This window comes from Lentzea sp. NPDC055074 (assembly GCF_053608005.1).
This window is the reverse complement of the sequence record NZ_JBSGUQ010000001.1, coordinates 538,090-561,363: the sequence shown is the minus strand read 5'-3', so window position 1 is coordinate 561,363 and position 23,274 is coordinate 538,090. Positions and strand designations below refer to the sequence as shown.

Annotated in this window: 22 protein-coding genes and 1 pseudogene; 9 read left to right on the top strand and 14 right to left on the bottom strand. The window is 70.0% G+C overall.

All coding sequences use genetic code 11. The features are described 5' to 3' along the window. Nucleotides 1-7 precede the first annotated feature (7 nt). From ACWF7A_RS02785 to ACWF7A_RS02765, 5 genes are all read right to left on the bottom strand, one after another. Nucleotides 8-538, bottom strand: a complete 531-nt coding sequence (locus tag ACWF7A_RS02785) for a YbaB/EbfC family nucleoid-associated protein (protein ID WP_452248667.1) — start codon at nt 536-538, stop codon at nt 8-10. 52 nt (nt 539-590) lie between these two features. Then, nucleotides 591-1,346, bottom strand: coding sequence for an ESX secretion-associated protein EspG (locus ACWF7A_RS02780; protein WP_452248666.1), 756 nt, complete (start codon nt 1,344-1,346; stop codon nt 591-593). After that, nucleotides 1,343-3,031 carry a PPE domain-containing protein gene (locus tag ACWF7A_RS02775; RefSeq protein WP_452248665.1) on the bottom strand — a complete coding sequence of 563 codons (1,689 nt, stop codon included), beginning with the start codon at nt 3,029-3,031 and terminating at the stop codon, nt 1,343-1,345. Before ACWF7A_RS02775 ends, ACWF7A_RS02780 begins: the two co-directional genes overlap by 4 nt. Nucleotides 3,032-3,074: 43 nt before the next feature. Continuing rightward, entirely contained in the window at nt 3,075-3,455 is a 381-nt protein-coding gene (locus ACWF7A_RS02770; protein WP_452248664.1) for a hypothetical protein, read from the bottom strand. A gap of 416 nt (nt 3,456-3,871) precedes the next feature. After that, on the bottom strand, nt 3,872-4,633 hold the full coding sequence (locus ACWF7A_RS02765) for an ESX secretion-associated protein EspG (RefSeq protein ID WP_452248663.1): 762 nt from the start codon (nt 4,631-4,633) through the stop codon (nt 3,872-3,874). 382 nt (nt 4,634-5,015) lie between these two features. Here ACWF7A_RS02765 and ACWF7A_RS02760 point away from each other — a divergent pair, with 382 nt between their 5' ends. Then, nucleotides 5,016-6,593, top strand: coding sequence for an MFS transporter (locus ACWF7A_RS02760; protein ID WP_452248662.1), 1,578 nt, complete (start codon nt 5,016-5,018; stop codon nt 6,591-6,593). A gap of 160 nt (nt 6,594-6,753) precedes the next feature. Here the strand turns inward: ACWF7A_RS02760 and ACWF7A_RS02755 are convergent. Continuing rightward, nucleotides 6,754-6,873: pseudogene (locus ACWF7A_RS02755) on the bottom strand (hypothetical protein); the annotation flags it as partial. Between the two features lie 311 nt (nt 6,874-7,184). Here ACWF7A_RS02755 and ACWF7A_RS02750 point away from each other — a divergent pair. Next, a complete protein-coding gene (locus ACWF7A_RS02750) occupies nt 7,185-8,576 on the top strand; it encodes a collagenase (protein ID WP_452248661.1) in 1,392 nt (463 codons plus the stop codon). Here the strand turns inward: ACWF7A_RS02750 and ACWF7A_RS02745 are convergent, their stop codons facing one another. Continuing rightward, complete coding sequence (locus ACWF7A_RS02745) at nt 8,577-9,521, bottom strand: LysR family transcriptional regulator (RefSeq protein ID WP_452248660.1); 945 nt, start codon at nt 9,519-9,521, stop codon at nt 8,577-8,579. 109 nt (nt 9,522-9,630) lie between these two features. Here ACWF7A_RS02745 and ACWF7A_RS02740 point away from each other — a divergent pair, with 109 nt between their 5' ends. Then, entirely contained in the window at nt 9,631-11,007 is a 1,377-nt protein-coding gene (locus tag ACWF7A_RS02740; protein ID WP_452248659.1) for an aminopeptidase P family protein, read from the top strand. An 18-nt stretch (nt 11,008-11,025) separates the two neighbouring features. On the opposite strand, the gene glpK (ACWF7A_RS02735) is transcribed toward ACWF7A_RS02740, so the two are convergent. Together glpK (ACWF7A_RS02735) and ACWF7A_RS02730 are read right to left on the bottom strand one after the other, a co-directional pair. Beyond that, nucleotides 11,026-12,519: a glycerol kinase GlpK gene (glpK, locus tag ACWF7A_RS02735; protein WP_452248905.1), complete on the bottom strand. Its 1,494-nt coding sequence runs from the start codon at nt 12,517-12,519 to the stop codon at nt 11,026-11,028. 25 nt (nt 12,520-12,544) lie between these two features. After that, nucleotides 12,545-13,309, bottom strand: a complete 765-nt coding sequence (locus ACWF7A_RS02730) for an IclR family transcriptional regulator (protein ID WP_452248658.1) — start codon at nt 13,307-13,309, stop codon at nt 12,545-12,547. A gap of 243 nt (nt 13,310-13,552) precedes the next feature. On the opposite strand from ACWF7A_RS02730, the gene ACWF7A_RS02725 reads away from it, so the two are divergent. The 4 genes from ACWF7A_RS02725 to ACWF7A_RS02710 are packed head-to-tail and all read left to right on the top strand — an operon-like array spanning nt 13,553 to nt 17,789. Then, nucleotides 13,553-14,308: an MIP/aquaporin family protein gene (locus tag ACWF7A_RS02725; RefSeq protein WP_452248657.1), complete on the top strand. Its 756-nt coding sequence runs from the start codon at nt 13,553-13,555 to the stop codon at nt 14,306-14,308. Between the two features lie 27 nt (nt 14,309-14,335). Continuing rightward, entirely contained in the window at nt 14,336-15,853 is a 1,518-nt protein-coding gene (gene glpK / locus ACWF7A_RS02720) for a glycerol kinase GlpK (RefSeq protein ID WP_452248656.1), read from the top strand. 24 nt (nt 15,854-15,877) lie between these two features. Beyond that, nucleotides 15,878-17,488, top strand: a complete 1,611-nt coding sequence (locus ACWF7A_RS02715; RefSeq protein ID WP_452248655.1) for a glycerol-3-phosphate dehydrogenase/oxidase — start codon at nt 15,878-15,880, stop codon at nt 17,486-17,488. Nucleotide 17,489: 1 nt separating this feature from the next. Next, nucleotides 17,490-17,789: a hypothetical protein gene (locus tag ACWF7A_RS02710; RefSeq protein ID WP_452248654.1), complete on the top strand. Its 300-nt coding sequence runs from the start codon at nt 17,490-17,492 to the stop codon at nt 17,787-17,789. On the opposite strand, the gene ACWF7A_RS02705 is transcribed toward ACWF7A_RS02710, so the two are convergent. Continuing rightward, the gene (locus tag ACWF7A_RS02705; RefSeq protein WP_452248653.1) at nt 17,773-18,210 is read right to left on the bottom strand and encodes a hypothetical protein; all 438 of its coding nucleotides are present in this window, start codon (nt 18,208-18,210) and stop codon (nt 17,773-17,775) included. The genes ACWF7A_RS02710 and ACWF7A_RS02705 overlap by 17 nt on opposite strands. Before the next feature lie 120 nt (nt 18,211-18,330). On the opposite strand from ACWF7A_RS02705, the gene ACWF7A_RS02700 reads away from it, so the two are divergent. Next, nucleotides 18,331-19,263 carry a glycoside hydrolase family 6 protein gene (locus ACWF7A_RS02700; protein WP_452248652.1) on the top strand — a complete coding sequence of 311 codons (933 nt, stop codon included), beginning with the start codon at nt 18,331-18,333 and terminating at the stop codon, nt 19,261-19,263. Here ACWF7A_RS02700 and ACWF7A_RS02695 read toward each other — a convergent pair. From ACWF7A_RS02695 to ACWF7A_RS02680, 4 genes are all read right to left on the bottom strand, one after another. Further along, on the bottom strand, nt 19,257-20,066 hold the full coding sequence (locus ACWF7A_RS02695; RefSeq protein WP_452248651.1) for a helix-turn-helix domain-containing protein: 810 nt from the start codon (nt 20,064-20,066) through the stop codon (nt 19,257-19,259). The two genes, ACWF7A_RS02700 and ACWF7A_RS02695, sit on opposite strands and share 7 nt — an antisense overlap. Nucleotides 20,067-20,140: 74 nt before the next feature. Continuing rightward, complete coding sequence (locus tag ACWF7A_RS02690) at nt 20,141-20,542, bottom strand: SsgA family sporulation/cell division regulator (protein WP_285633685.1); 402 nt, start codon at nt 20,540-20,542, stop codon at nt 20,141-20,143. A 316-nt stretch (nt 20,543-20,858) separates the two neighbouring features. Further along, complete coding sequence (locus tag ACWF7A_RS02685; RefSeq protein WP_452248650.1) at nt 20,859-21,326, bottom strand: hypothetical protein; 468 nt, start codon at nt 21,324-21,326, stop codon at nt 20,859-20,861. Nucleotides 21,327-21,352: 26 nt separating this feature from the next. Next, nucleotides 21,353-22,294 carry a pirin family protein gene (locus tag ACWF7A_RS02680; protein ID WP_452248649.1) on the bottom strand — a complete coding sequence of 314 codons (942 nt, stop codon included), beginning with the start codon at nt 22,292-22,294 and terminating at the stop codon, nt 21,353-21,355. On the opposite strand from ACWF7A_RS02680, the gene zapE reads away from it, so the two are divergent. Beyond that, nucleotides 22,248-23,264 (top strand): cell division protein ZapE, encoded by a 1,017-nt coding sequence (zapE, locus tag ACWF7A_RS02675; protein ID WP_452248648.1) that lies wholly within the window; start codon nt 22,248-22,250, stop codon nt 23,262-23,264. The two genes, ACWF7A_RS02680 and zapE, sit on opposite strands and share 47 nt — an antisense overlap. The last annotated feature ends 10 nt before the right edge of the window (nt 23,265-23,274 follow it).

The following is a 23,274-nucleotide window of genomic DNA, read 5'->3' as shown; positions in this document are numbered from 1 at the left end:
CTGTTCCTTACCAGGGCTGGTTGTCGTCGTCATCGTCGTCGGCCGCACGGCTCTTGCCCCGCACGGGCGGGGGCTGCGGTGCCGCGGCGGGCCTGCTGACGGGCGGGGCCGGAGCAGGTTCCGGCTCGTCGTCGGGCTCGTCGTACGCGTCGGTGTCCTCTTCGACCTCGTCGTCCGGGATCGAGTCCGACACCATCTGGTAGGCCTCGGTGCCCTCGCCCAGGGGCGCGAACAGTTCGAGGACCTGGGTCGCGGCCTGCTTCTGGGCAGCCCGCGCGGTCTCCAGGATCAGCGCGGTGAGCCGGGGTGCGCCCAGCTCCATCGCGCGGTGCCCCAGCTGCAGGTTCTGCAGTCCGCCGTTGGGGCCCACGGTCACGGTCACCGCGCCGTCCTTGGACGCGACGGTGGCGCCCGCCGCCGCGAAGTTCTCGGTGAGGTCCTCCGACTTCTGCTTCAGGTCGGCCAACCTGGCCTCGTACGCCTCGACCCACCCGAGCGGGTTGGTGGGGTCGTACTTGTAGTCGTTCGCGGATGTCACACGGTCCTCCGGCGGCGGCGGTTCAACTGCGGTACTGCTTTCGCGCGTCAGTTCACGCGAGCACAGAGTCGATGCGGGTGGCGATGCGGTCGTTGTCGGTCGGCGAGACGCTGAGCCAGCCGTCCGAGTTGACCATCAGGTAGCGGCCCTGGTGGGTGTCGAACCAGTTGATGACGACACCGGACCGCTGACGGCCCTGGGTGACGCCGAACTGGCCGCCGGCGACGCGGTTGGACGCGAGCTCGTCGAACTGCTGGGCGTCCTGGGGGGACAGGCCGGCCTGCTGCAGGGCGTCCTTCTCGTCCACCCCGCCCTCGCCGAACAGGTCGTCGGGGTCGGCCGCGCCCTCGGCCTCCTGGATCGCGACGGCGTCCTGGAGGGACTGGACACGCACGTTCACCGCCGTGCCCGGTCCGGGCACGGCGTCGGGCAGCACCTTGACGATCTCGCGGGCGATGCCGGTCTCCCGGATCTCCACGAGACCGACCAGGTCGCCGTCGATGATCGCGAGCGCGGCGCGCTCGCCGTTCGAGACGGCGAGTGCGCGCACGGTGCGGTCGAGACCCGCGACGGCGTCCACGGACACCTTGTGATCGTCGAGCAGCCGCAGGAAGTCCTCGAGACGGTCGTTGTCGGCGAGCCCGCGCGAACGCAGGTCGTCCATCGTCTCGGTGACCAGCACGCGGCGTTCCTGCTCGGTCGCGCCCTCGCTCGGCACGTCCAGCGGGTACGGCACGCTGCCGAGCCGCAGGTCGTTCCACAGCACGTCGAACTCGCGCGGCGTGAGCAGGAACTCGGGCGTGATCACTGCGACTCGGTCCCCTTCTGCTTCTTGACCTTGGCGGCGCCGATGACCGACGGGGGCAGGTTCTCACCGGGGACCTCGAACAGGTCGCCGCCCATGATGTAGCTGGCGGAACGGTGTTCCTTGTCCTCCTCGCCCCTGCCACCGGCACCCGGAGCGCCACCCATCGGGGCACCCGCGCCCATGCCCGCACCGGCCGCCGCGGCGCCACCGGGACCCATGCCCATCGGCATGCCGCCGCGGGCTCCCTGGACACCCGCCGCGCCACCGGACTGCATCGCGCCGCCACCGGCACCCGCGGTACCGCCGGCGCCACCGCCGAACGCGCCACCGCCACCGGCACCGCCGCCACCACCGGCACCCATCTGCGGGGTGTACGGCATCGGGCCGCCCTTCATGCCCGCGCCGCCGCCGGCACCACCGCCGGCACCGCCACCGCCGCCACCACCGGCGCCGCCGCCCGCGCCACCGGGACCGGTGTAACCGGGCGCCGTCGGCGTGTAGGGAGCGGGACCGCCCTTGATGTTCTGCGGGGTGTAGTTCGGGTTCGCGACGTCGCGGCCGACGACCGGGACCTTCGGGATGTTCTGGCCCTGCCCGGTGCCGCCCTTGCCGCCGGTGCCCATCTGCGGCGTGTAGCCGGGGCCGCCCATCTGCGGGGTGTAGCTGCTACCGCCGCCACCACCACTGGTGTACGTGCCACCGGTGTTGGTCGGGGTGTTGTAGCCCGGAGCGGTCGGCGTGTAGGCCGCCGCGGTGTTCGTGTTGGTGTTGCCGGTGTAGCCACCCATCTGCGGGGTGTAGCTGCTGCCCGCGCCACCACCGGCGCCGCCGCCCGCACCGCCACCGGGACCTGCCGGGGCGTTGTAGCCGGGCGCGCTCGGGGAGTAGGCCGCCGCGGCGGGCTGGTTCACGCCACTGGCACCACCGGCGCCGCCACCGGCGCCCGCGCCCGCGCCGGAACCCGCCTGCTGGCCGGTCGGAGGGGCCGCCACGGCGGTACCGGCGCTCGCCGCCTGGGTGGACATGAGGCCGTCCACACCGTTGTTCAGCGCCACGGCACCGGACTGCGGCACCGCCATCACCGGCTCCTCGACCTTGCCGGTGTTCGGGTTGAACGGCGGCTTGAAGGCGGGAGTCGACGAGTCGATCTGCCGGGAGTTGTTCTCCATGTTGGTCATCACGCCGACGGCCTGGTCGTGCGCGGCGCGCGACGCGGCGTTGGCGATCGCGATGTCCGCGGAGGCCAGCACGAAGGCGGGCGTGCCGGGCTGGGACAGCGCGGCCGCGGCCTTGTTCCAGTCGAACTGGACGGGCTGGGGCATCTGGGCCCTGGCGCTCTCCATGACCCGGCCCTGGTCCGCGACCTTGGTACCGACCTCGACGGCCGTCTTCGCGGTCTCGTCGACCCAGTCCCCGAGCTTCTTCATCGCGGCGCGGGCGGCCTCGGCGGCGTCACCCGTCCACTTCGACTCGGACGAGGTGATGACGGAGTTGATGGTCCGGGACGCCTCGGTGAGCTCGGAGCCGTACTTGCTCCAGTCGGAGCTGATCTGGCCGGCCTGACCGGGGTCGTTGTTGTTGTGCACCGCGGCGTAGAGCTCTTGGTGCGAGCGGGACGCCCAGTTCTGCGGGTCCGTGAGGACCGGGACGTTCTCGATGTCTCTCGGGTCGGTCTCGGGGGGCATGACCGGCTCGCCTCTCACGTCGTTGGATCAGCTGGCCACGAGATCAGCTGTTACCCATGTGCTTCTTCAGTTCGGCCTGGTGTTCCTCGTCCAACGCCTCGAAGTTCCCGATTGCTTCCACGATCGAGTTCTTCGTCTGCTCGAGGACGGTGCGGTACGCGGTCATGACGCTGACGAACGAGTACTGCTCACCCTCGGCGCGATGGGTGAACTTGTCGCGCATCTTGTCCCCGACGGGGTTCGCTCCGAGCGCCGCCGGCCGGGCGATGCTCGTGGTGGCGCGTTCGATCCAGGAGTCGACCTGGTCGATCTGGGCCTGGAACTGCTTGCGGAGTTCCTCGCCCGCGGTCGGGTCGATCTGCACCTGACCCGAGCTGACGGTCTCCCTGAGCGGGACAGCGTCTTTGTCACCGACGATGTACATGCGGGCAGTATCGGGGGTTCTTTGGTGCATCGCTCACTTTGCGGCGCGCGAGTTACCAATTGAGATCCGCGTTCACAATCCGTTGCCACTGACCGAATCGGGCCACGACCAGGTGAACGTCGTGTAACAGCGTGATCGTTTGCCCTGGTTGTGGGAGCGCTCTCGGTGTGGTGCCCGTTCGGGCTTCCGATCTCCGTTCACATCCCTGGAACGGCCCTTGACAAGGCCTGATGTGACCCAAATCACATCGCCAATTATCCTCGATTTAGGGCTCTCTTGAGGTACGTCACCGGCTGGTTCGGCGTTCACCGGATCGGCTGAATCGTTTGACGTCTCACGAGAACACGGGCGCACCCCGGAGGGTACGCCCGTGTTGCCCGATTTGGATCATTCTTGTGTGCTGCGCCGCACCGCCGTCAGGCCAGCACCGCGTCGATCCGCGTCGCGATGCGGTCGTTGTCGGTGGGGGAGAGGCTGAGCCAGCCGTCCGAGCGCACCATCAGGTAACGGCCCTGGTGGGTGTCGAACCAGTTGATCACCACGTCCGCGCGGTGCCGGCCGTGCGTGACGCCGAACTGGCCGCCCGCGACGCGGCTCTGCGCCAGCTCGTCCATCTGGCGCGCGTCCTGCGCGGACAGACCGGCCTTGAGCAGCGCCTCGCGGTCGTCGAGCTCCTCGTCGGCCGCGCCCCACGGGTCCTCGGAGTCCTCCTCCTGCTCGGCCTCCTGCAGCGCGACCGCCTGCTGCAACGTCTCGAGCCGCACGGACAGCGCGCTGCCGGGCCCCGCCACCCCCTCGGGCAGCACCCGGACGATCTCGCGCGCGAGCGCGGTGGGCCTGATCTGGGAGAGGCCGACGTTGTCGCCGTCGATCACGGCGAGCACGGCGTCGGATCCGCTGGCGGCGGCCAGGGCCCGCACGGTGCGGTCGAGCCCGGCCACGGCGTCCACGGACACCTCGTGGTCGCCGAGCAGGCGCAGGAGGTCCTCGAGCCGCGCGTCGTCGGCGACGCCACGCCTGCGCAGTCCTTCGATCGTCTTGGCCTGCAAGGCTTTGACGGCCTGCTCGGTCGCTCCTTCGCTGGGCACGTCGAGCGGGTACGGCATTCTGCCGAGCCGCAGCGTCTGCCACAGCACCTCGAACTCGCGGGTCGACAGCAAGTACTCGGGCGTGATCACGAGTGCTCGGAACCTTTCTGCTCTGCCAGCTATGCGCGCAGTATCAGGCAGAAATGCAGCGGCCGTTCCCTGTTGCTCGAATGCGTACCCGATTGAGACGAATGTTCACAATCGGTCTCGACTGGTGGAAACGGGCGGCTTCCGGGCGGCCGCATTGGGCGTGAGCAGTTGTTTTCCCAGGTTCTGGAAGCGCTCTCAACTCGGGAACCGGTCGAGCGCGCGAGGACCGTTCACACGTCCTGGACGGGCGCATCCGCAGGTGGCGTGTGACTCAAATCACTCACGAGAGCGAGGCGCTGTGCTCGCAATAGCTTCAGTGTAGACCGAAATCAGCCTGCGGTCGTGCTCGGCAATGCGCACCACCAGGTGTGAAGATCAGGCAGTGACCGTCTCCCCGTGGGCACCCCTGCGCCGCAACGCGTTCCGCGCGCTGTGGCTCGCCCAGTTCGCCTCCAACATCGGCACCTGGGCGCAGACCGTCGGCGCGCAGTGGCTCATGGGTGACCTGGGCGGCAACGCCCTGCAGGTCGCGCTCGTGCAGACCGCCACGACGCTGCCCGTGTTCCTGCTCGTGGTGCCGTCCGGGGCGCTCGGCGACATCCTCGACCGGCGGCAGGTGCTGATCGCCGGCCAGGCGTTGATGCTCGCGGGCGCGGGCGGGTTGATGCTGCTCGCGGGCACGGACTCCGCGACGCCGCCGACCCTGCTCGGGCTGCTCGCGCTGATGGCGATCGGGCAGGCGCTGTCGATGCCGTCGTTCCAGGCCATCCAGCCGGAACTGGTGTCCCGCGAGGAGATCCCGCAGGCCGCGCTGCTCAACGGCGTCAACATGAACGTCGGACGCGCGATCGGCCCCGCGCTCGGCGGGCTGCTGATCGCGCTGTCCGGGCCGGAGGCGACGTTCGCGTTCAACACGGTGAGCTTCTTCGGCGTCCTGATCGTGCTCACCCGGTGGAAGCGGCCGTCCGACCACCGCCCGCTCGGCGCGGAGCACATCACGACCGCCATGCGCACGGGCGCCAGGTACGTGGCGAGCTCACCGCTGTTCCGGCGGGTGCTCACGCGGCTGACGTTGTTCATCGTGTTCGGCAGCGGCCTGTGGGCACTGCTGCCGGCCATCGCCCGCGGCCCGTTGCGGCTCGACGCCAGCGGGTACGGCGTGCTGCTCGGCAGCGTCGGCGCGGGTGCGATCGGCGGCGCGTTCGTGGTGCCGAAGCTGTTGCAGCGCATGAGCAAGAACCGGATGGTGCTGCTCGCGACGTTCGTCTACGCCGGGGCGACCAGCACGGCGGTGCTCACGCAGAGCTTCGCGCTGGTGATCGTCGCCATGCTGCTCACCGGCGCCTGCTGGATCGCCACGCTGTCGACGTTCAACGCCACCGCGCAGGTCCTGCTGCCGGCGTGGACGCGGGCCAGGGCCCTGGCCTACTACCAGCTGATCCTGATGGGCGGGCAGGCCCTCGGCGCGGTCGTGTGGGGCGCGATCGCGGACGCGTACAGCCTGAAGGTCGCCATGATCGCGCCCGCGGTGGCGATGGTCGTGCTGGCGCTCGCCGCGACCCGATGGCTGCCGCTGAACGACCGGCCGCTCGACGTCAGCCCGGCGACGTACTGGGAGGAACCGCCGGAGATCGACGACACCGACGCGGGCCCCGTGCTGGTCACGGTGGAGTGGCCCGTCGCACCGGAGAACGAGGACGCGTTCGTCGACGCCATGCAACGCGTCGGGCGGGCCCGGCGCCGCACGGGGGCGACGATGTGGGGGCTGTTCCGCGACACCGAGCAGCCCGAGACGTTCCTCGAGACCTTCACCGTGGCGACGTGGCAGGAGCACCTGCGCCAGCACGTCGAACGCGGCACCGTCGTGGACCAGGAGAACCAGGAGGCCGCGCGTGCGCTGGCCAAGGGACCCGCGCACGTGCGGCACCTGCTGTTCGCCGCTCCCCGCGAACCGGACTAGGCGCTGTCCTGCAAGTTCGTTCGGTGACAGGCGCGGGCGAGAGACCCGGAGGCGGTGCCGCCGCGATGACCTCATACCGGGCGTATCCGGGCGTTGCGGTGGTGCCGCCTCCGGGTCCCTCGGCCGCTACTGCCGCCCAACGAGACTTGCAGGACAGCGCCTAGCTGTAGGCCTCGACGGTCACCCGGGGTTGTCCGGAGGTGAGGCCGCGCCGGTGCCAGAACGGCGTGATCTCACGTTGATCACCGGGCAGCAGCCACAGGTAGTTGTCGCTGCAGGTCGTCGGCGGACAACGCTGTCACGACACCGATGTAGCCCAGAACGGCTTTCCGGTGACGCGGAGCCGGCCGGAGTTCGGGAACGCGCCGCCGTCGCGCGGGCTTGTCGAGCACGATCCGGGTTTCCGCGCCCCGCCTCGAAGACCAAGGACGAACTCCTCGACCTCGCACAGGGGCAAGAGGACAAGCGAGACAGGACGACAAGGTTGTCGTGAGCGCTTCCATAGCAGCGCGCTATGAGCGGAAGGGATGCTCGCGGGCCGGTGGGCGGTGTGACGCTCTGGGGCACCTCGAACCCTGCGGAGGACACCCGATGAGATCACTTGCCCTGGTTGTGGCGCTGTTGGCCGGGCTCGCTCCGGCGACCGCGACCGCTGCGCCTGGTGCGGCCCCTGCCCACGCCGCACCGGCCCCTGACCGCGCGCACGCCGCGCCCCTCACGTCGCCGGCGAGCCCTTTGCTCCCACCCGAGATCGCCCGCACCACCCTCCACACCACCCCCGCCTCCTCCATCCAGTCCGCCACCGCCGCCGACTACCCGGCCGACCTGCGCGCCCTCACCCGCCTGCTCGACAGCTACACCACCGCCGACGACGCGGCCGTGCACGCCGGCATGCTCCTGCTCTACTACGGCCACGCACAGCCGGAGTTCCTCGCCGCCGTGCGGGCCGAGCCGGAGATCCTGCGGGCGCTGCGCCGGTTCGTGCTGGCACACCTGGACTTCTTCGGCACCGACCGCCAGTACCTCGTCCACAACGCCACTCGCGAGCTCGGCAGGTTCCTGCAGTACAACGACATCGCGCTCTACGCCCGCCCGTACCTCGCCGACCTGGCGAGCCGCGGTGACGTCGTCGGCCGTCTCGCCCCGCTGTGGGTGGGCGTCGCGGAGATGGTCGACTGGTACGACAAGGCGAACTGCCGCCGCTACAACACGTGCGACTTCCGCGCGAAGATCGACCGCCGCGTCCTCACCGTCCGGCACACGTGCAGCGCCACCCTGAAGATCCGCGCACAGCAGCTCACCCGGACCCAGCTCCGCCAGACCTGCGCGTCGCTCGCCGGGCAGGACGCGGCCTTCCACGCGGTCGTGCGCGACCCCGGACCCGTGGCCGGTGACAACAACACCTCACTGGAGGTCGTCGTCTTCGACACCAGCAACGACTACCGGACGTACGCGGGGGTGCTGTTCGACATCTCCACCAACAACGGCGGCATGTACCTCGAGGGCGACCCGGCGCTCAACCAGGCGCGGTTCATCGCGCACGAGGCCGACTGGCTGCCGACGTTCGCGATCTGGAACCTCAACCACGAGTACACCCACTACCTCGACGGCCGGTTCGACATGTACGGCGACTTCGAGGAGAACATGACCACGCCGACGGTGTGGTGGAGCGAGGGCGTCGCCGAGTACATCTCCTACAGCTACCGCGGCGAGACCTACACCGCCGCGCTGGCCGAGGCGAAGAAGCGGACGTACGCCCTGAGCACGCTGTTCGACACCAGCTACGACCACGACTCCACACGGGTCTACAACTGGGGTTACCTCGCGGTCCGCTACCTCGCCGAGAGGCACCCGGCCGACGTCGCGGCGGTGCTGGCGGACTACAGGACCGGGGACTGGGCCGGTGCCCGCGACCACCTCACGCGGGTGATCGGCACCCGCTACGACGCGGACTGGTACACCTGGCTCGGCTCGCTGCGCTGATCACTCGGCCGAGGTGAGGGCCGCGCCCCGTTCCTCCCACCACGGGCGGAACACCGGGCTCGCCATCGCCTGGTCCGAGTAGGCACCGAGCACCTCGGCGAAGACGCGGCTGGCCTGACGGAAGGTCAGCCGCTCCCGCCGCCACGCGAACACCAGCCGCATCCGCATCGGCGCCCCCGCGAGCGGCCGCACCGCCACCCCCGGGCCACCCTGCGACGTCGGCTCCACGAGCTGCACGGCCTTGCCCGCCGCGATCAGCTGACGCCCGGCGCCGCTCGGCATCTCGAACCGGATCCGCGGCACGAACCCCACCGCCCGGCACGCCGCCCGCAACGCCGTCAACGACCCGTCCTCGGCACCCGGCGGCCCCACCCACGACTCGCCCGCCAGGTCGGCGAGCTCGATCTCGGTACGAGACGCGAGCCGGTGACCAGCGGGAACGGCGATGTACACCGGTACCCACGGCACCACGACCCGCTGCGCCACCCCGCGCGGCAGCCCCAGGTCGCCCTCCTCGTCGACCGCGATCACCGCCGCGTCGAGGTGCCCGTTCGCGAGCGCCAGCGCCAGACCCGTCGAGGAGGGGTCGACCACCATCGTGATGTCGTCGAGCACCTCCTCCAGCCGCGTGTACAGCGACGCGACGCACTCCATGTGCACCGAGCCGAGACGGGACGGTCCGTCCCGCTGGACCATGTCAGACCCGAACGCGTCCAGCTCGACCAGCAGCAACCGGGCCCGTTGCAGCATCTGGGCGCCCAGCGCGGTGGGCTCGGCGCCGGCCCGGCCGCGGTCGAACAGCTTGCCGCCGACCAGGCGTTCGACGCGTTGCAGCAGCGTCGTGAGGGACGGCTGGGAGATGCCGAGCTGCGTGGCCGCGCGCGAGAGGCTGCCCGCGTCGCCGATCGCGCAGACCGCCCGCAGGTGCCGGATCTCCAGTTCCATAGCCTGAGGCTATCCCCGATCCGGATTGGCGAGACCCCGCCGAGAGGAGGGAGGGTGGTAGGCGAGGACCACTCTGGAAGGACGCGAATTGGCTCGGACACGCCGTGACATGGCGAAACTGGTGGACGCGGACGGTTTCCGCACGTACATCCGCGACGGCTGGGGTGAGTGGGACAGCTCCGTCGACCTGCCCCGGGGCACCGCCGAGGCGGCCGCGGCCCACCGCGCCAGGCTCACCGCGGCGCTCCCGGGCAAGCGGATCGCGCTGGCCGCCGGGCGCGCGCACGTCCGGTCCAACGACACGTTCCACGAGTTCCGCGCCGACAGCGACTTCGTGTGGCTGACCGGCTGCCAGGTCGAGGGCGCCGTGCTGGTGCTGACCGACGACGACGCCACGCTGTTCGTGCCGGTGCCGTCCGAGACCCACAGCGTCGACTTCTTCGGTGACGCCGACCGCAGCCCGTTCTGGATCGGCGCCGCCGCCGGCCCGAAGGAGTGGGGTGCCGCGCTCGGCATCACGGCCCGCCCGATCGAGGACCTCGCGAACGCCCTGCGCGGCCGCCACCCCGAGACCCTCGTCGCCAAGGGCGTCGACCCGCTGCTCGACGCGCTGACCGGCTCGCACAGCGACGAGCTGCGCACCGTGCTCGCCGAGCTGCGCCGCATCAAGGACGACTGGGAGATCGACCAGCTCCGCCAGGCCGTCGACGCGTCCGTCAAGGGCTTCGCCGACGTCGCGATGGAGCTCGGCCAGGCCGTGCGCGGCGGGGGAGAGCGCTGGCTGCAGGGCACGTTCGACCGCCGCGCCCGCACCGAGGGCAAGGGCCCGGGCTACACGTCGATCGTCGCCGCCGGACCGCACGCCCCCGTCCTGCACTGGACGCGCTGCGACGGCCGCGTGAACGACGCCGACCTGCTCCTGCTCGACGCCGGCGTGGAGATGAACTCGCTCTACACCGCCGACGTGACCCGCACGTTCCCGGTGAGCGGCGAGTTCAGCGAGCCGCAGCGCCAGGTCTACGACCTCGTGCACCGCTCGCACGTCGCGGCGTTGGCGGAAGTGCGGCCGGGCAACGACTACAGCGCCTTCCACCACACCGCCATGCGCGTGCTCGCCGAGGGCCTGCACGACTGGGGCCTGCTGCCGGTCAGCGTCGACAAGGCGCTCGACCCGTCCGGCCAGCACCACCGCCGCTACATCGTCTGCGGCACCGGGCACTTCCTCGGCCTCGACGTGCACGACTGCGCCGACGCCCGCCAGGAGACCTACCAGCAGGGCATCCTCGAACGCGGCATGGCGCTCACGGTCGAGCCGGGTCTGTACTTCCACCCGAACGACGAGACGCTGCCGCCGGAGCTGCGGGGCATCGGCGTGCGCATCGAGGACGACCTCGTCGTCACGTCGACCGGCGCCGACGTCCTGTCCGACTCGCTGCCGATCGACGCCGACGACGTCGCCGCCTGGGTGCGCAAGCAGCGCTCCTGACCGGCTCCTCGCCGGTTCCTAAGTGGACGGACTGGAACGGGCCCACGCGAACGTGAGCTCCACGGCCCGCTTCCAGTTCGCGTACTCGGTCTCGCGGTACCCGGCGTCCATCGCCGGGTTCCACCGCGCGGCCAGGTGCCAGTTCCTCCGCAACCCCTCGAGGTCCGGCCAGTACCCGGCGGCCAGGCCCGCGGCGTACGCGGCACCCAGTGACACGGTCTCCGCCACGAGCGGCCGCATCACCGGGATGTCGAGCACGTCCGCGAGGAACTGCATCAGGAGGTGGTCGGCGGTCATCCCGCCGTCCACCTTCAACACGGGCGTCGGCGCCCCGAGGTCGGCGTTCATCGCGTCGACGACCTCGCGCGTCTGCCAGCCCGTCGCCTCCAGCACGGCCCGCGCCAGGTGCCCCTTGTTGATGTACGAGGTGAGCCCGACGACGAGCCCGCGCGCCTGCGAGAGCCAGTGGGGCGCGAACAGGCCGCTGAACGCCGGCACGATGTAGCAGCCGCCGTTGTCCTTCACCGTGCGCGCCAGCGTCTCGATCTCCGGCGCGGAGTGGATCAGCCCGAGGTTGTCGCGGAACCACTGCACCAGCGACCCGGCGACGGCGATCGAGCCCTCCAGCGCGTACGCCGGCTCACCGCCGATCTGGTAGCCGATCGTCGTCAGCAGCCCGTGCTTCGAGCGCACGAGCTCGGTCCCGGTGTTCATCAACAGGAACCCGCCGGTGCCGTACGTGCCCTTGATCGACCCCTTCTCGAAGCAGGTCTGGCCGAACAGCGCCGCGTGCTGGTCGCCGAGCGCCGCCGCGATCGAGATGCCGGGCACCACGCGCGTCGTGACACCGCTGATCTCGGTCGACGGGCGGATCTCCGGCAGGATCACCGGCGGCACGCCGAAGAACTCCAGCAGCATCGGGTCCCATTGGCGCGTCGAGAGGTTCATCAGCATCGTCCGCGACGCGTTGGTCACGTCCGTGACGTGCAGGCCGCCGTTGACGCCGCCGGTGAGGTTCCAGATCAGCCAGGTGTCCATGGTGCCGAACAGCACGTCGCCGCGTTCGGCCTTCGCGCGCAGACCCGGTGTGTTGTCGAGCATCCAGCGCAGCGACGGCGCCGAGAAGTAGGTCGCGAGCGGCAGGCCGCAGCGGTCGCGGACCTCCTCGATGCCCTGCTTGCGGCCCAGCTCGGTCACGAGGTCCTCGGTGCGGATGTCCTCCCAGACGATCGCGCGTCCCACCGGGACACCCGTGTGGCGGTCCCACAGCACGAACGTCTCGCGCTGGTTCGTGATGCCCATCGCGACGACCTGCTCGGCGGTGATCCCCGCCTGCCGCAACGCCTGCGGCACGATCCGGTCGACGTTGCGCCAGATCTCCACGGCGTCCTGCTCCACCCAGCCGGGACGGGGGTGGTACTGCCGGTGCTCGCGCTGGGCGACCGCGACGAGGCGGGCGTTCTGGTCGAACACGATGCAGCGCGTCGACGTCGTGCCCTGGTCGATGGCCATGACGAACCGTTGCACGGCGAGCCCCTCAGTTCTCGTCGACAAGCGAAGTGGTGACGGACTCCGCGGCCTGCACGACCTGCCGCACGAGCGTCTGGCGAGGACGGCCCGCCGAGTCGCACAGCCGGTCCGCCGCGCCGGAGATGCCGATCGCGCCGATCACCAGCCCGCCGGGGATCCGGATCGGCGCGGCGATGCTGGCCTCACCCGGCATGTACTCCTCGGCCTCACCCGCCCAGCCCTGCCCGCGCACCTCGGTCAGCACGCGCTCGAGCATCTGGGTGCGCGTGATAGTGCGGCGCGTCAACGACGTCAGCTCCCGCCGGCGTGCGGCCGCCGACAGGTCCGGGTCGTAGGCGAGCAGCACCTTGCCGAGCGCCGTCGCGTGCAACGGCAGCATCGCGCCGATGCCGAGTGTTTGCACAGAGTCATCGGGCCGGAACACGTGGTGCACGACGAGCACGGCACCGTCGTGGTGCATGCCGATCCTGACCTCCTGGCCGCTGCGCGCGGCGAGCGTGTCGGCCCAGTTGATCGATCGAGAACGCAGCTCGTTCGCGTCGAGGTAGGACGTTCCCAGGTGCAGCAGGGCCGCGCCGAGGCGGTAGCGGCCCGTCGCCTGGTCCTGCTCGACGAACTCGACCCGTTGCAGCGTACGGAGAATCCCGTGCGCGGTGCCGCGCGCGAGACCGAGCGAGTCGGCGATCTCCGTGAGACCGTGATGGCCGGAGCCACGCGCCAGCAGCCGCAGCACGGCTGCGGCTCGTTCGATCGACTGGATGGGTCCCGGCACGCGAGAAACGTAATTGAGACGACCCGTGTCGGCAATGTCGAACAGCTACGACGCCCGTCACCCCTGGATACAGGCCTGAAACGCCTTGTCTGCGCGCAGCGTGACCGGTCGGTCACACCTTCGTGGGTCACAGGTGTCGACATTGTCGAAACGTGCCTGTTGAGCAGGCGTGACCTGGCTCATTACGTTCCGCCTCAATCACCACGTGGTGATCAGCCGTTCAAGGACGAATGGGAGGCCAGCGTGGGTCTCGGGACAGTGTTCCTCAGCGAGGTGCTCGGCACGGGCATCTTGCTGTTGCTGGGTGCGGGCGTGGTGGCCAACGTGCTGCTCGCCAAGTCGAAGGGGTTCGACGGCGGCTGGCTGTTGATCAACTTCGGCTGGGGTCTCGGCGTCTTCGCCGGTGTCTACATCGCGTACAAGTCGGGTGCGCACCTTAACCCCGCTGTCACGATCGGCATCCTCACCAGTGGCGCGGACGAGTTCGCACCCGGTGTGCCGGTCGGCGTCGGCTCGACGCTCGTCTACTTCGCCGGTGAGATGCTCGGCGCGTTCCTCGGTGCCGTGCTCGCGTGGCTCGCCTACAAGCCGCACTTCGACGAGACGCCCGACGAGGGCCTCAAGCTCGCCGTCTTCTCGACCGGCCCGGCGATCCGCAGCTACACCTGGAACCTGGTGTGCGAGATCATCGGCACGTTCGTCCTGGTCTTCGTGGTCCTCGCCCTCGGCAAGACCCCGACCCAGCTCGGCCCGCTGGCCGTCGCGATGCTCGTCGTCGGCATCGGCGCCTCCCTCGGTGGCCCCACCGGCTACGCGATCAACCCGGCCCGCGACCTCGGCCCGCGCATCGCGCACGCCCTGCTCCCGTTGTCCTACAAGGGCACCGACGGCGAGGCCATCGGCAAGAAGGACTCCGACTGGGGTTACTCCTGGGTGCCCGTCGTGGGCCCGGTCATCGGTGGCGCGCTCGCCGGTGTGATCGCCTCGCTCGCGTTCTGATCTGACCATCCGGAAAGGACAGTTTCGATGACGCAGTACGTTCTCGCCGTCGACCAGGGCACGACCAGCACGCGGGCGATCATCTTCGACCACAGCGGCTCCATCGTCGCCGTGGGCCAGAAGGAGCACGAGCAGATCTTCCCGAGGGCCGGCTGGGTCGAGCACAACCCGGTCGAGATCGCGGCGAACACGCGGTTCGTGATCGGCCAGGCGCTCTCCACCGCCGACCTCAACACCGGTGACCTCGCCGCCGTCGGCATCACCAACCAGCGCGAGACCGCGGTGGTGTGGGACAAGAACACCGGCGAGCCCGTCTACAACGCGATCGTCTGGCAGGACACCCGCACCCAGGCGATCGTCGAGGAGCTCGGTGCCCTCGGCGGCGGTGCCGACCGCTACAAGGCGAAGGTCGGCCTGCCGCTGGCGACCTACTTCTCCGGCCCGAAGATCCGCTGGATCCTCGACAACGTCGAGGGCGCCCGTGAGCGCGCCGAGGCCGGCGACCTGCTGTTCGGCAACACCGACACGTGGACGCTGTGGAACCTCACCGGCGGCCCCAACGGCGGTGTGCACGCCACCGACGTCACCAACGCGTCGCGGACCATGCTCATGGACCTCGACACGCTGCAGTGGGACGCCGAGATCGCCGCCGACATGGGCATCCCGCTGTCCATGCTGCCGGAGATCCGTTCCTCCTCCGAGGTCTACGGCACCGGCGGCCCCGGTGGCGTGCTCAAGGGCGTGCCGATCGCGGGCATCCTCGGCGACCAGCAGGCCGCGACGTTCGGGCAGGTCTGCTACGAGCCCGGCACCGCGAAGAACACCTACGGCACCGGCAACTTCATGCTCCTGAACACGGGCACGGAGAAGGTCGCCTCGAAGAACGGTCTGCTCACGACCGTCTGCTACAAGATCGGCGACGAGGCTCCCGTCTACGCGCTGGAAGGCTCCATCGCCGTCACCGGCTCGCTGGTGCAGTGGCTGCGCGACAACCTCGGCATCATCGGCTCGGCCGCGGAGATCGAGACGCTCGCGAAGACGGTGGAGGACAACGGTGGCGCGTACTTCGTGCCCGCGTTCTCCGGCCTGTTCGCGCCGTACTGGCGGGCGGACGCACGGGGTGCCGTCGTCGGCCTGACCCGGTTCGTCAACAAGGGCCACCTCGCCCGTGCCGTGCTGGAGGCGACGGCGTTCCAGACCCGCGAGGTGCTGGACGCGATGAACGCCGACTCCGGCGTGCCGCTGACCGAGCTGAAGGTCGACGGCGGCATGGTCGCCAACGAGCTGCTGATGCAGTTCCAGGCGGACGTGCTCGACGTGCCGGTGGTGCGTCCGGTCGTCGCCGAGACGACCGCTCTGGGTGCCGCGTACGCCGCCGGTCTGGCCGTCGGCTACTGGTCCGGGCTCGACGAGCTGCGCGCCAACTGGGCCGAGGACAAGCGCTGGACGCCGGAGCTCGACAGCGATGAGCGCGAGCGCGAGTACCGCAACTGGAAGAAGGCCGTCACCAAGTCGTTCGACTGGGTCGACGCCGACGTCCGCTAGGAAGTCCTTTCTTAGGAGCTGAAGTTGTTCGCAAGGCTGGATCCGGCTCGGCGTGCCCGCTCACTGGAAGCGTTGGGCAGCACGGAGTTCGACGTCCTCGTCGTCGGTGGTGGTGTGGTCGGCGCGGGCGCTGCTCTCGACGCGGCGTCGCGCGGCCTCTCCGTCGTGCTCGTCGAGGCCGACGACTGGGCGGCGGGCACGTCGAGCCGGTCCAGCAAGCTCGTCCACGGCGGGCTGCGGTACCTGGAACAGCTGGAGTTCAAGCTGGTCCGGGAAGCTCTGAAGGAACGCGGCCTGCTGCTGCGCCGGCTCGCACCGCACCTGGTGCGGCCGGTGCCGTTCCTCTTCCCGCTGAAGAAGCAGTGGGAACGCGCCTACGTCGGCGCGGGCGTGATGTTGTACGACTCGATCGGCGGCGCCGGAGCGGTGCCGATGCACCGCCACCTCTCGCGCCGCAAGATGGCCTCCGTCGGCCCGTCCGTCGACTCGGACGCTTTCGCGGGCGCCATCCGCTACTACGACGCGCAGATGGACGACGCGCGGTTCGTGGCGACGCTGGTCCGTACGGCCGCGCAGCACGGCGCCTCCGTGGTGTCGCGTGCTCGCGTCACGTCGCTGCTCCGCGTCGACGGCCGGGTCGCCGGTGCCTCGGTGCGCGACGAGCTCACGGGCGTGACGCACGTGGTGCGCGCCCGGCGGGTCATCAGCGCCACCGGCGTGTGGACCGACTCGCTCAACTCGATGTCGCCGGGCACGCCACCGTTCCACGTGCGGATGTCCAAGGGCGTGCACGTCCTGGTGGAGCGGTCGAAGATCCAGCTCGACGGCGGCCTGATCACGCAGACCGAGAAGTCGGTGCTCTTCGTGATCCCCTGGGGCGCCTACTGGATCATCGGCACCACCGACACCCCGTACTCCGACGCGCCGGAGACCGTGTCCGCTACGGCCGCGGACGTCTCCTACATCCTCGACCACGTGAACGCCGTGCTGCGCTCACCTTTGTCGGTGGACGACGTCGTCGGCACCTACGCGGGCCTGCGTCCCCTGCTCGCCGGAGCCTCCAGCGACACCTCGAAGCTCTCGCGCGAACACGCCGTGGCGCAGCCGGAGCCGGGGTTCTTCGTGATCGCGGGCGGCAAGTACACGACGTACCGCGTGATGGCCGCCGACGTCGTGAACGCCGCGGTGTCCGGCCTGGGGCGCGCGGTGGCACCTTCCCTGACCGCACGGCTGCCGTTGTGCGGCGCCGTCGGTTTCCAAGAGCTGTGGGCGGACCGGGCTCGAGTCGCTGTGGAGTCCGGCCTGCCCACGTCCACTGTGGAGCGTCTGCTGCGCCGCTACGGCTCGGCCGTGTCGGACGTGCTGGCCCTGATCGCGCAGGATGCTTCTCTGGCCGAGCCCGTCGCGGGGTACCTGGCGGCGGAGATCGTGTACGCCGTCACGCACGAGGGCGCGCTGGGGCTGGAGGACGTCCTCGCCCGGCGGACCCGGATCGCCATGGAGCACCTGGACTTCGGCGCCTCGGTGGCCGGTGAGGTGGCGGATCTGATCGCCGGTCCGCTCGGGTGGTCCGCGGATGATCGTGACGCGGCGGTCGAGGCTTACCGGGCCGACACGGAGTTGGCGGCGAGATGAGATGGACAGCGCGGAGCTGATCGAGAGGTTGCGGCGGGAAGGCGGCTTCCGGCTGCTCCCGCTGCTGGGGAACACCGGGCAGGTCGCAGGGGTGCACCTGGCCCGGTTCCTTCCCGGCGGACATCTCGACGTGGTCCAGGCGTGGGACGAGAGGTGGGCCGTGTGGGCCCGGCTGCCGGACTCCCTGGATCCCGCCGAGCCGTTCGCCGGGCCGGGTGGGACAGTGGTGCGGAGCGGGGCGCTGGACCGGGTGGTCGCGCCGTTGCTGCCGCTGCAGTCCGGGCTCATCGACCTTCGCTGAACACGTCCCACCTGTCCCAGAACCGCACGACGTGGGACGGCGGCACCGCGTAGTGGCGGCTGTCGGGGTTCTTGGGACGAGTGCCGACACGTGCCATGAACTCGCTGTACCGCCTCGCGACGTCCTGCCGGAACCACGCGGCGGGCACCGGGTAGAACTCGGGCAGTTCCCCTTCGAGGTCGACGAAGACGACGACGTCGGTGTCCGGTGCCAGCGGTTTCGACGCGTCGGACAGCTGCCACTCGTCAGAACGCTTGCCGAAGACCTGAACCAGCCGTCCGCCGACGTTCAGGCGGTAGCGGCGTGGTTCGGACCGCACCTCCACGGGGAGCAACGTCTTCCGGACGGCTTCCGCCGCCGCGCAGTACACCGCGTACGCGTGCACCTGGTCGTTGCTCAGCTTGGTGAGATGCGAGGCCACTCCGCATGGTTGACGCGCTTCGCTCGCGGCGTCAACGTTCTGTCCACTCCCGACGGCCGAGTGGACACGCCTTCCACGCGACTTGCCGCCCCTTAAACGGCCCACGCCAGCCTCGGCCCCATGATCAGAGCACTGGCGCTGGCCCTGCTGACCGTCGTCGCCACCGCCCCGGCCGCCCACGCCGCCGGCCCCGTCGGCCTGACCGACGGCTTCTACGTCGACCCCGGCTCCAACCCCGCCGTGTGGGTCCGCGACCACCCCGGCGACGGGCGGCAGGCCGCGATCAAGGCGAACATCTCGGCCAAGCCGATCGCCCGCTGGTTCGGGGCGTGGAGCGGTGACATCAAGACCGCCGTGTCGTCGTACGTGAACAAGACGGGCACCAAGCTGCCCGTGCTGGTGGTGTACAACATCCCCGGCCGCGACGCGTGCGGTGGCCACTCGGGCGGCGGCGCGGGGACGCCCGCCGCCTACCGGACCTGGATCTCCTCCTTCGCCTCGGGGATCGGCACACGGCCCGCCGTCGTGGTGATCGAGCCGGACTCGCTGGCGGACTTCACCTGCATGGACGGGGCCGAGGCAGCCGAGCGGACCTCGATGATCAAGTACGCCGCCGCGCAGTTCAAGGCCAAGGCGCCCAACACGTGGGCCTACCTCGACGCGGGCAACGCGCAGTGGGTGCCGGCCGCGACCATGGCGGCGCGGCTCGACTCAGCCGGGGTGCGCGACGTGCGCGGGTCCTCGGTCAACGTGTCGAACTACCACACCACCGCGGCCTCGACGGCGTACGGCAACTCCGTCAGCGCCGCGCTGCCCGGCTACACCAAGCCGTACGTGATCGACACCAGCCGCAACGGCAACGGGCACAACGGCGAGTGGTGCAACCCCGGCGGCCGGAGGCTCGGCACGCCCGCGCGGACCGGTGGGGGTGCGGAGATGCTGCTGTGGGTCAAGGTTCCCGGCGACTCGGACGGGCGGTGCGGCAAGGCGCCAGGGGTCGACGCCGGAACGTTCGACCCACAGCTCGCCTTCGACCTCGTGCACGGCTACTGAGCGAGGACGCGCAACGGTGTGGGGGCGCGGTACTCCGCGATCTTGCGCCGCGTCTGGTGCTCGTCCAGGGCGACCTCGGCCAGCAGGCCGAAGAGGGAGCGGCCGCGTTCAACGGCCGCCTCGCCCTGGGCGAAGACCCTTGCCAGGTCGGTCTCCGCGTAGACGAGCGGCGAGACCTTCTCGAACTCGAACAGCGTGCACGTCGACTGGAACGCCGCCGTCGCGGCCTCTTCCGGCACGATGCGGACGATGGCGGAGTTCGCCTGCAGCCACACGTACTGCTCCTCCATCACCTGGGCGGTGCCGAGCCGCATGCGCAGCGCCAGCTCGTGCAGGTAGAAGAGGCACTTCGGGCCGTTGGGGCGGCGGATGACCGCCTGCCTGTCCAGGGCCTCGACCGGCTGGCCGGTCGCGGCCTGCAGAGCGCGCGCGTAGTTCGGGGTCTGCAGGAGGCTGTTCACGGCCAGGACGTCGTACGCCGTGATGTGGGTGGCCATGGCCTCGGTCATCGCGAGGGTGCGCACGTTGTCCGGCGTCTGGGCGAGGTACGGGTCGAAGGCGTTGTGGTAGCGGCGGAGGAAGTCCTCGAAGAAGTCGATGTCCTTGCCGCACACGGTGAGGTACTGCGCCAGGTCGATGTCGGTGCCACGGATCTTGCCGTGCTCGAGGTTGGACACCTTGCTCGGGTCCCAGCCGAGCTGCAGCGCCATCGCGCGGCCCCTCAGGCCGGTGAACCTCTGCCGGAGGCGGCGCAGCTCGTCGCCCATGTCCCTGCTGTACGCGGTGGAAGTCGTCACGGTCACGACTTCGAACGTATGGGTTGGAATCGGTCCAAGGTACGGGCTCGTTCGGGTGAAAACGCCCGCTCGGGGACCCGTCAGTCGAGCAGCTTGCGCAGCTCCGCCTCGAAGTCGACGTAGTCGTTCTCGCAACCGGGGGCGACCACGTCGTAGGTGGAGTTCAGGAACTCCTGCAGCTCGGACGACTGCACGTGGAAGACCGCGTGCGACACGTCGGAGCGCAGCTCCAGGACGGCGGTCGTCGAGTTGTGGGGCCGCAGCCGCACGTCACCCGCACCACTGGTGGTGATCAGTCCGTCGGCGAGCAGGTCCCGGCTGACGAGCCACACGGTCTCCTGGCGTCCCATGCGGAAGGTCATGGTCACCGCGTGCGGGTCGTCGGCGCGGTAGCCGAGCTCGACGTCGACGGGCAGGGGGCGCCCGGACGGCGCGATGAAGGCGAATGTCGAGTCGGCGCCCACTCGTGTCACGTTCCTCATGCCCCCTAAGACGTTCAGCAACCGCCGTGGATGCCTCGATCAGGAAAAGCGATCGGAACGTGATTTTCAATGGTCCCGAAGTATGACTTTTCGCATGTGGGCGCGACCGCCAGGTGAGACGATCGCGATCACGTGCTCTGACCAGGGGTTATTCCATATTTGCGCAGGTCGGGTTCGGTCATCTGTGGATGGGATCACGAGGTGGGACGCGTTGCTCCCGACCCGGATGATGGGACCGCGGGATGATTACCTTAAATTCAACTTAAAGGTGAACGTGCTTTCTGTAGCTGATTCGGCACGGTAAGTGACGCCCCTGTCACGACAGGGGCGCGTTGCAGTACTGGACGATCTTGTCCCAGCCAGACCTGTGTGCGGCCAGATCCTTGGCCAGGACGTTGTCGACACCTTTGGGGTAGAGCTGAGCGCTCTCGGCCCAGGTCATCACCTTGCCGGGAGAGTTGCGCTCGGCCTGGGCGACGGCCAGCTCCGCGTGCGAGAGCACGAAGAAGTGCTCCGCCTTGTCGTCGGCCAGCCAGTACAGCACCCAGAAGTCAGGATGCTCCTTCAGCTCGTCTGTGTACGTCTGGAAGAACCTCGTGACGAACTTGCCGGAGTTCGAGGACTTGACCTCGATCACCGCTGCCCGGCGGTTGAGGCCGATCGCGTAGATGTCGGCGCCCTTCGCGTTCCCGTAGGTGATCGTGGCGTGCAGTTCGTGCTTGAGCAGTTCCGCGACCACCCGGTACTCGCCGACCAGGTTGAGGTAGTACTTCGAGACGCTCATGGTGGTCCTTGCTTCCGCGGGTCGGATCAGGCCGGGTTGCCGCGCGGCCGCAGCCGTCCACCGGGCAGCGGCGGCGCCGGCAGCCGGTCACCGGGGTAGCCCTCCACCCGCCCGAACCGGTCGCCCTCCGCCTGCCACTCCTCCCGGAACGCGGCGATCTCGTCGTGCGTGCGCCCGACGAAGTTCCACCACATGACGATCTCCTCGCCGAACGGCTCACCGCCCAGCAGCACGACCCGCGCACCGCGCGCCGACGATAGCGTCAGCGAGGAACGGCCCGTCCCGACGTACCCGAGCGCGCCGGGGTCGAGCGCCGTGTCGCCGAGCGTCACGTCCCCGGTGTCGAGCAGGACGCCGTGCTCGAACGCCGGGTCCACGTCCAGGGTCAGAGCAGCACCGGCGGGCAGCACGATCTCGGCGCCGAGCAGCGGGGTGAACGTGCGGACCGGCGACGTCGAGCCCGCCAGCGAGCCGAGGAACACCCGCACCGCGCAGCCGTCCACGGCGACAGACGGGGGGACGTGGTGCTGGAAGTCGCGCGGGGCGTCGCGGTGCGCGTCGGGCAGGGCGAGCCAGAGCTGCACGCCGTGCAGCACGGTGGACGCGGCGGTGGACTGCTCGGAGTGGCAGATGCCGCTGCCGCCGGTCATGAGGTTGAGCTCGCCGGGGCGGACGTACGCGTGGACGCCGAGGCTGTCGCGGTGCTCGATCTCGCCGGTGAAGAGCCAGCTGACGGTCTGCAGGCCCGTGTGCGGGTGCGGGGCGACGTCCATGCTGACGTCCTCGGGGCCGTAGTGGTCGCAGAAGCACCAGGCGCCGATCAGCGACCGTTGCTTCTGGGGGAGCGTGCGGCGCACCTTCATCGCCCGCGGACCGCCCAGCGGGACGTCGCGCGGGGTCAGGACCTCGACGCCGCCGGGGGTGGAGGTGCACGTCACTTCTGCGGGCTCGGCCTCGACATTGCTCACGGGGTCGATCGTAAGCTGGCGCGGGGGTAACAGTGGATCTTCGCGCACACGTGTCGAGCAGCGGGTACGTGCTCGACGACGCACAGCTCGCCGTCCTCGCGCGCCTGGAGGTGCTCGGTGCGCGACGTCGGGGCGTCTACCTGCACGGGCCGGTCGGCCGGGGAAGAGCTTCCTCGCGGACGCGCTGTTCGAGGTGTTGCCGGAGCCCAAGAAGCGGGTGCACTTCCACGCGTTCTTCCAGGAGCTGCACCGCGGGATCTCCGAACGGCTGGGCGAACGCGGCGCCGTCGCCAGGGCGGTGCGGGAACTGGTCGGGCCGGCGAAGGTGCTGGCGTTCGACGAGCTGCACGTGCACGACGTCGGCGACGCCATGCTCCTCACGCGGTTGCTGGAGGTGCTCCAGGACCGCGAGGTGATGATCATCGCCACCTCCAACTACCCGCCGGACGGTTTGCTGCCCGACCCGCTGCACCACGACCACTTCCTGCCCGGCATCGCGCTGGTCAAGAAGCTCATGGACGCCGTGGAGCTCAACGGCGCCAACGACTACCGGCTTCTGCGCGGCGTGCCGCGCTCCCGTTTCGAGACCGGCGAGATCGTCGGCCACGCCGAACCGCCGGACGCACCGGTCGTCCTCGACGTCAACGGCCGCGCGATCACCGCGCTCGGCACCGACGGCGCCAGGGTCTGGTTCGACTTCGGCGACCTGTGCGAGAAGCCGACCTCGACGCAGGACTACCTGGTGCTCGCGGACCGCTTCGACGACTGGGTGATCACCGGCGTCCCCCGGCTCCACACCCGCGGCCGGGAGGCCCGGCAACGGTTCGCGAACGTCGTGGACGTGTTGGTGGACAAGGACGTCAGGCTGACGCTGGTGAGCGACCACGCGCTCGCGGACCTCGTCGGCGGCGACACCCTCGACCTCGCCCGCACCGCCAGCAGGCTGGAACTGATCAACACGACCGGGTGAACAGTTGGGC

Coding starts and splice junctions, on each gene's coding strand:
- ACWF7A_RS02775 (WP_452248665.1), bottom strand. CDS start 3,031: ATGCCCCCCGAGACCGACCCGAGAGACATCGAGAACGTCCCGGTCCTC.
- ACWF7A_RS02770 (WP_452248664.1), bottom strand. CDS start 3,455: ATGTACATCGTCGGTGACAAAGACGCTGTCCCGCTCAGGGAGACCGTC.
- ACWF7A_RS02750 (WP_452248661.1), top strand. CDS start 7,185: ATGAGATCACTTGCCCTGGTTGTGGCGCTGTTGGCCGGGCTCGCTCCG.
- ACWF7A_RS02745 (WP_452248660.1), bottom strand. CDS start 9,521: ATGGAACTGGAGATCCGGCACCTGCGGGCGGTCTGCGCGATCGGCGAC.
- ACWF7A_RS02740 (WP_452248659.1), top strand. CDS start 9,631: ATGGCGAAACTGGTGGACGCGGACGGTTTCCGCACGTACATCCGCGAC.
- glpK (WP_452248905.1), bottom strand. CDS start 12,519: ATGGCCATCGACCAGGGCACGACGTCGACGCGCTGCATCGTGTTCGAC.
- glpK (WP_452248656.1), top strand. CDS start 14,336: ATGACGCAGTACGTTCTCGCCGTCGACCAGGGCACGACCAGCACGCGG.
- ACWF7A_RS02710 (WP_452248654.1), top strand. CDS start 17,490: ATGGACAGCGCGGAGCTGATCGAGAGGTTGCGGCGGGAAGGCGGCTTC.
- ACWF7A_RS02700 (WP_452248652.1), top strand. CDS start 18,331: ATGATCAGAGCACTGGCGCTGGCCCTGCTGACCGTCGTCGCCACCGCC.
- ACWF7A_RS02690 (WP_285633685.1), bottom strand. CDS start 20,542: ATGAGGAACGTGACACGAGTGGGCGCCGACTCGACATTCGCCTTCATC.
- ACWF7A_RS02685 (WP_452248650.1), bottom strand. CDS start 21,326: ATGAGCGTCTCGAAGTACTACCTCAACCTGGTCGGCGAGTACCGGGTG.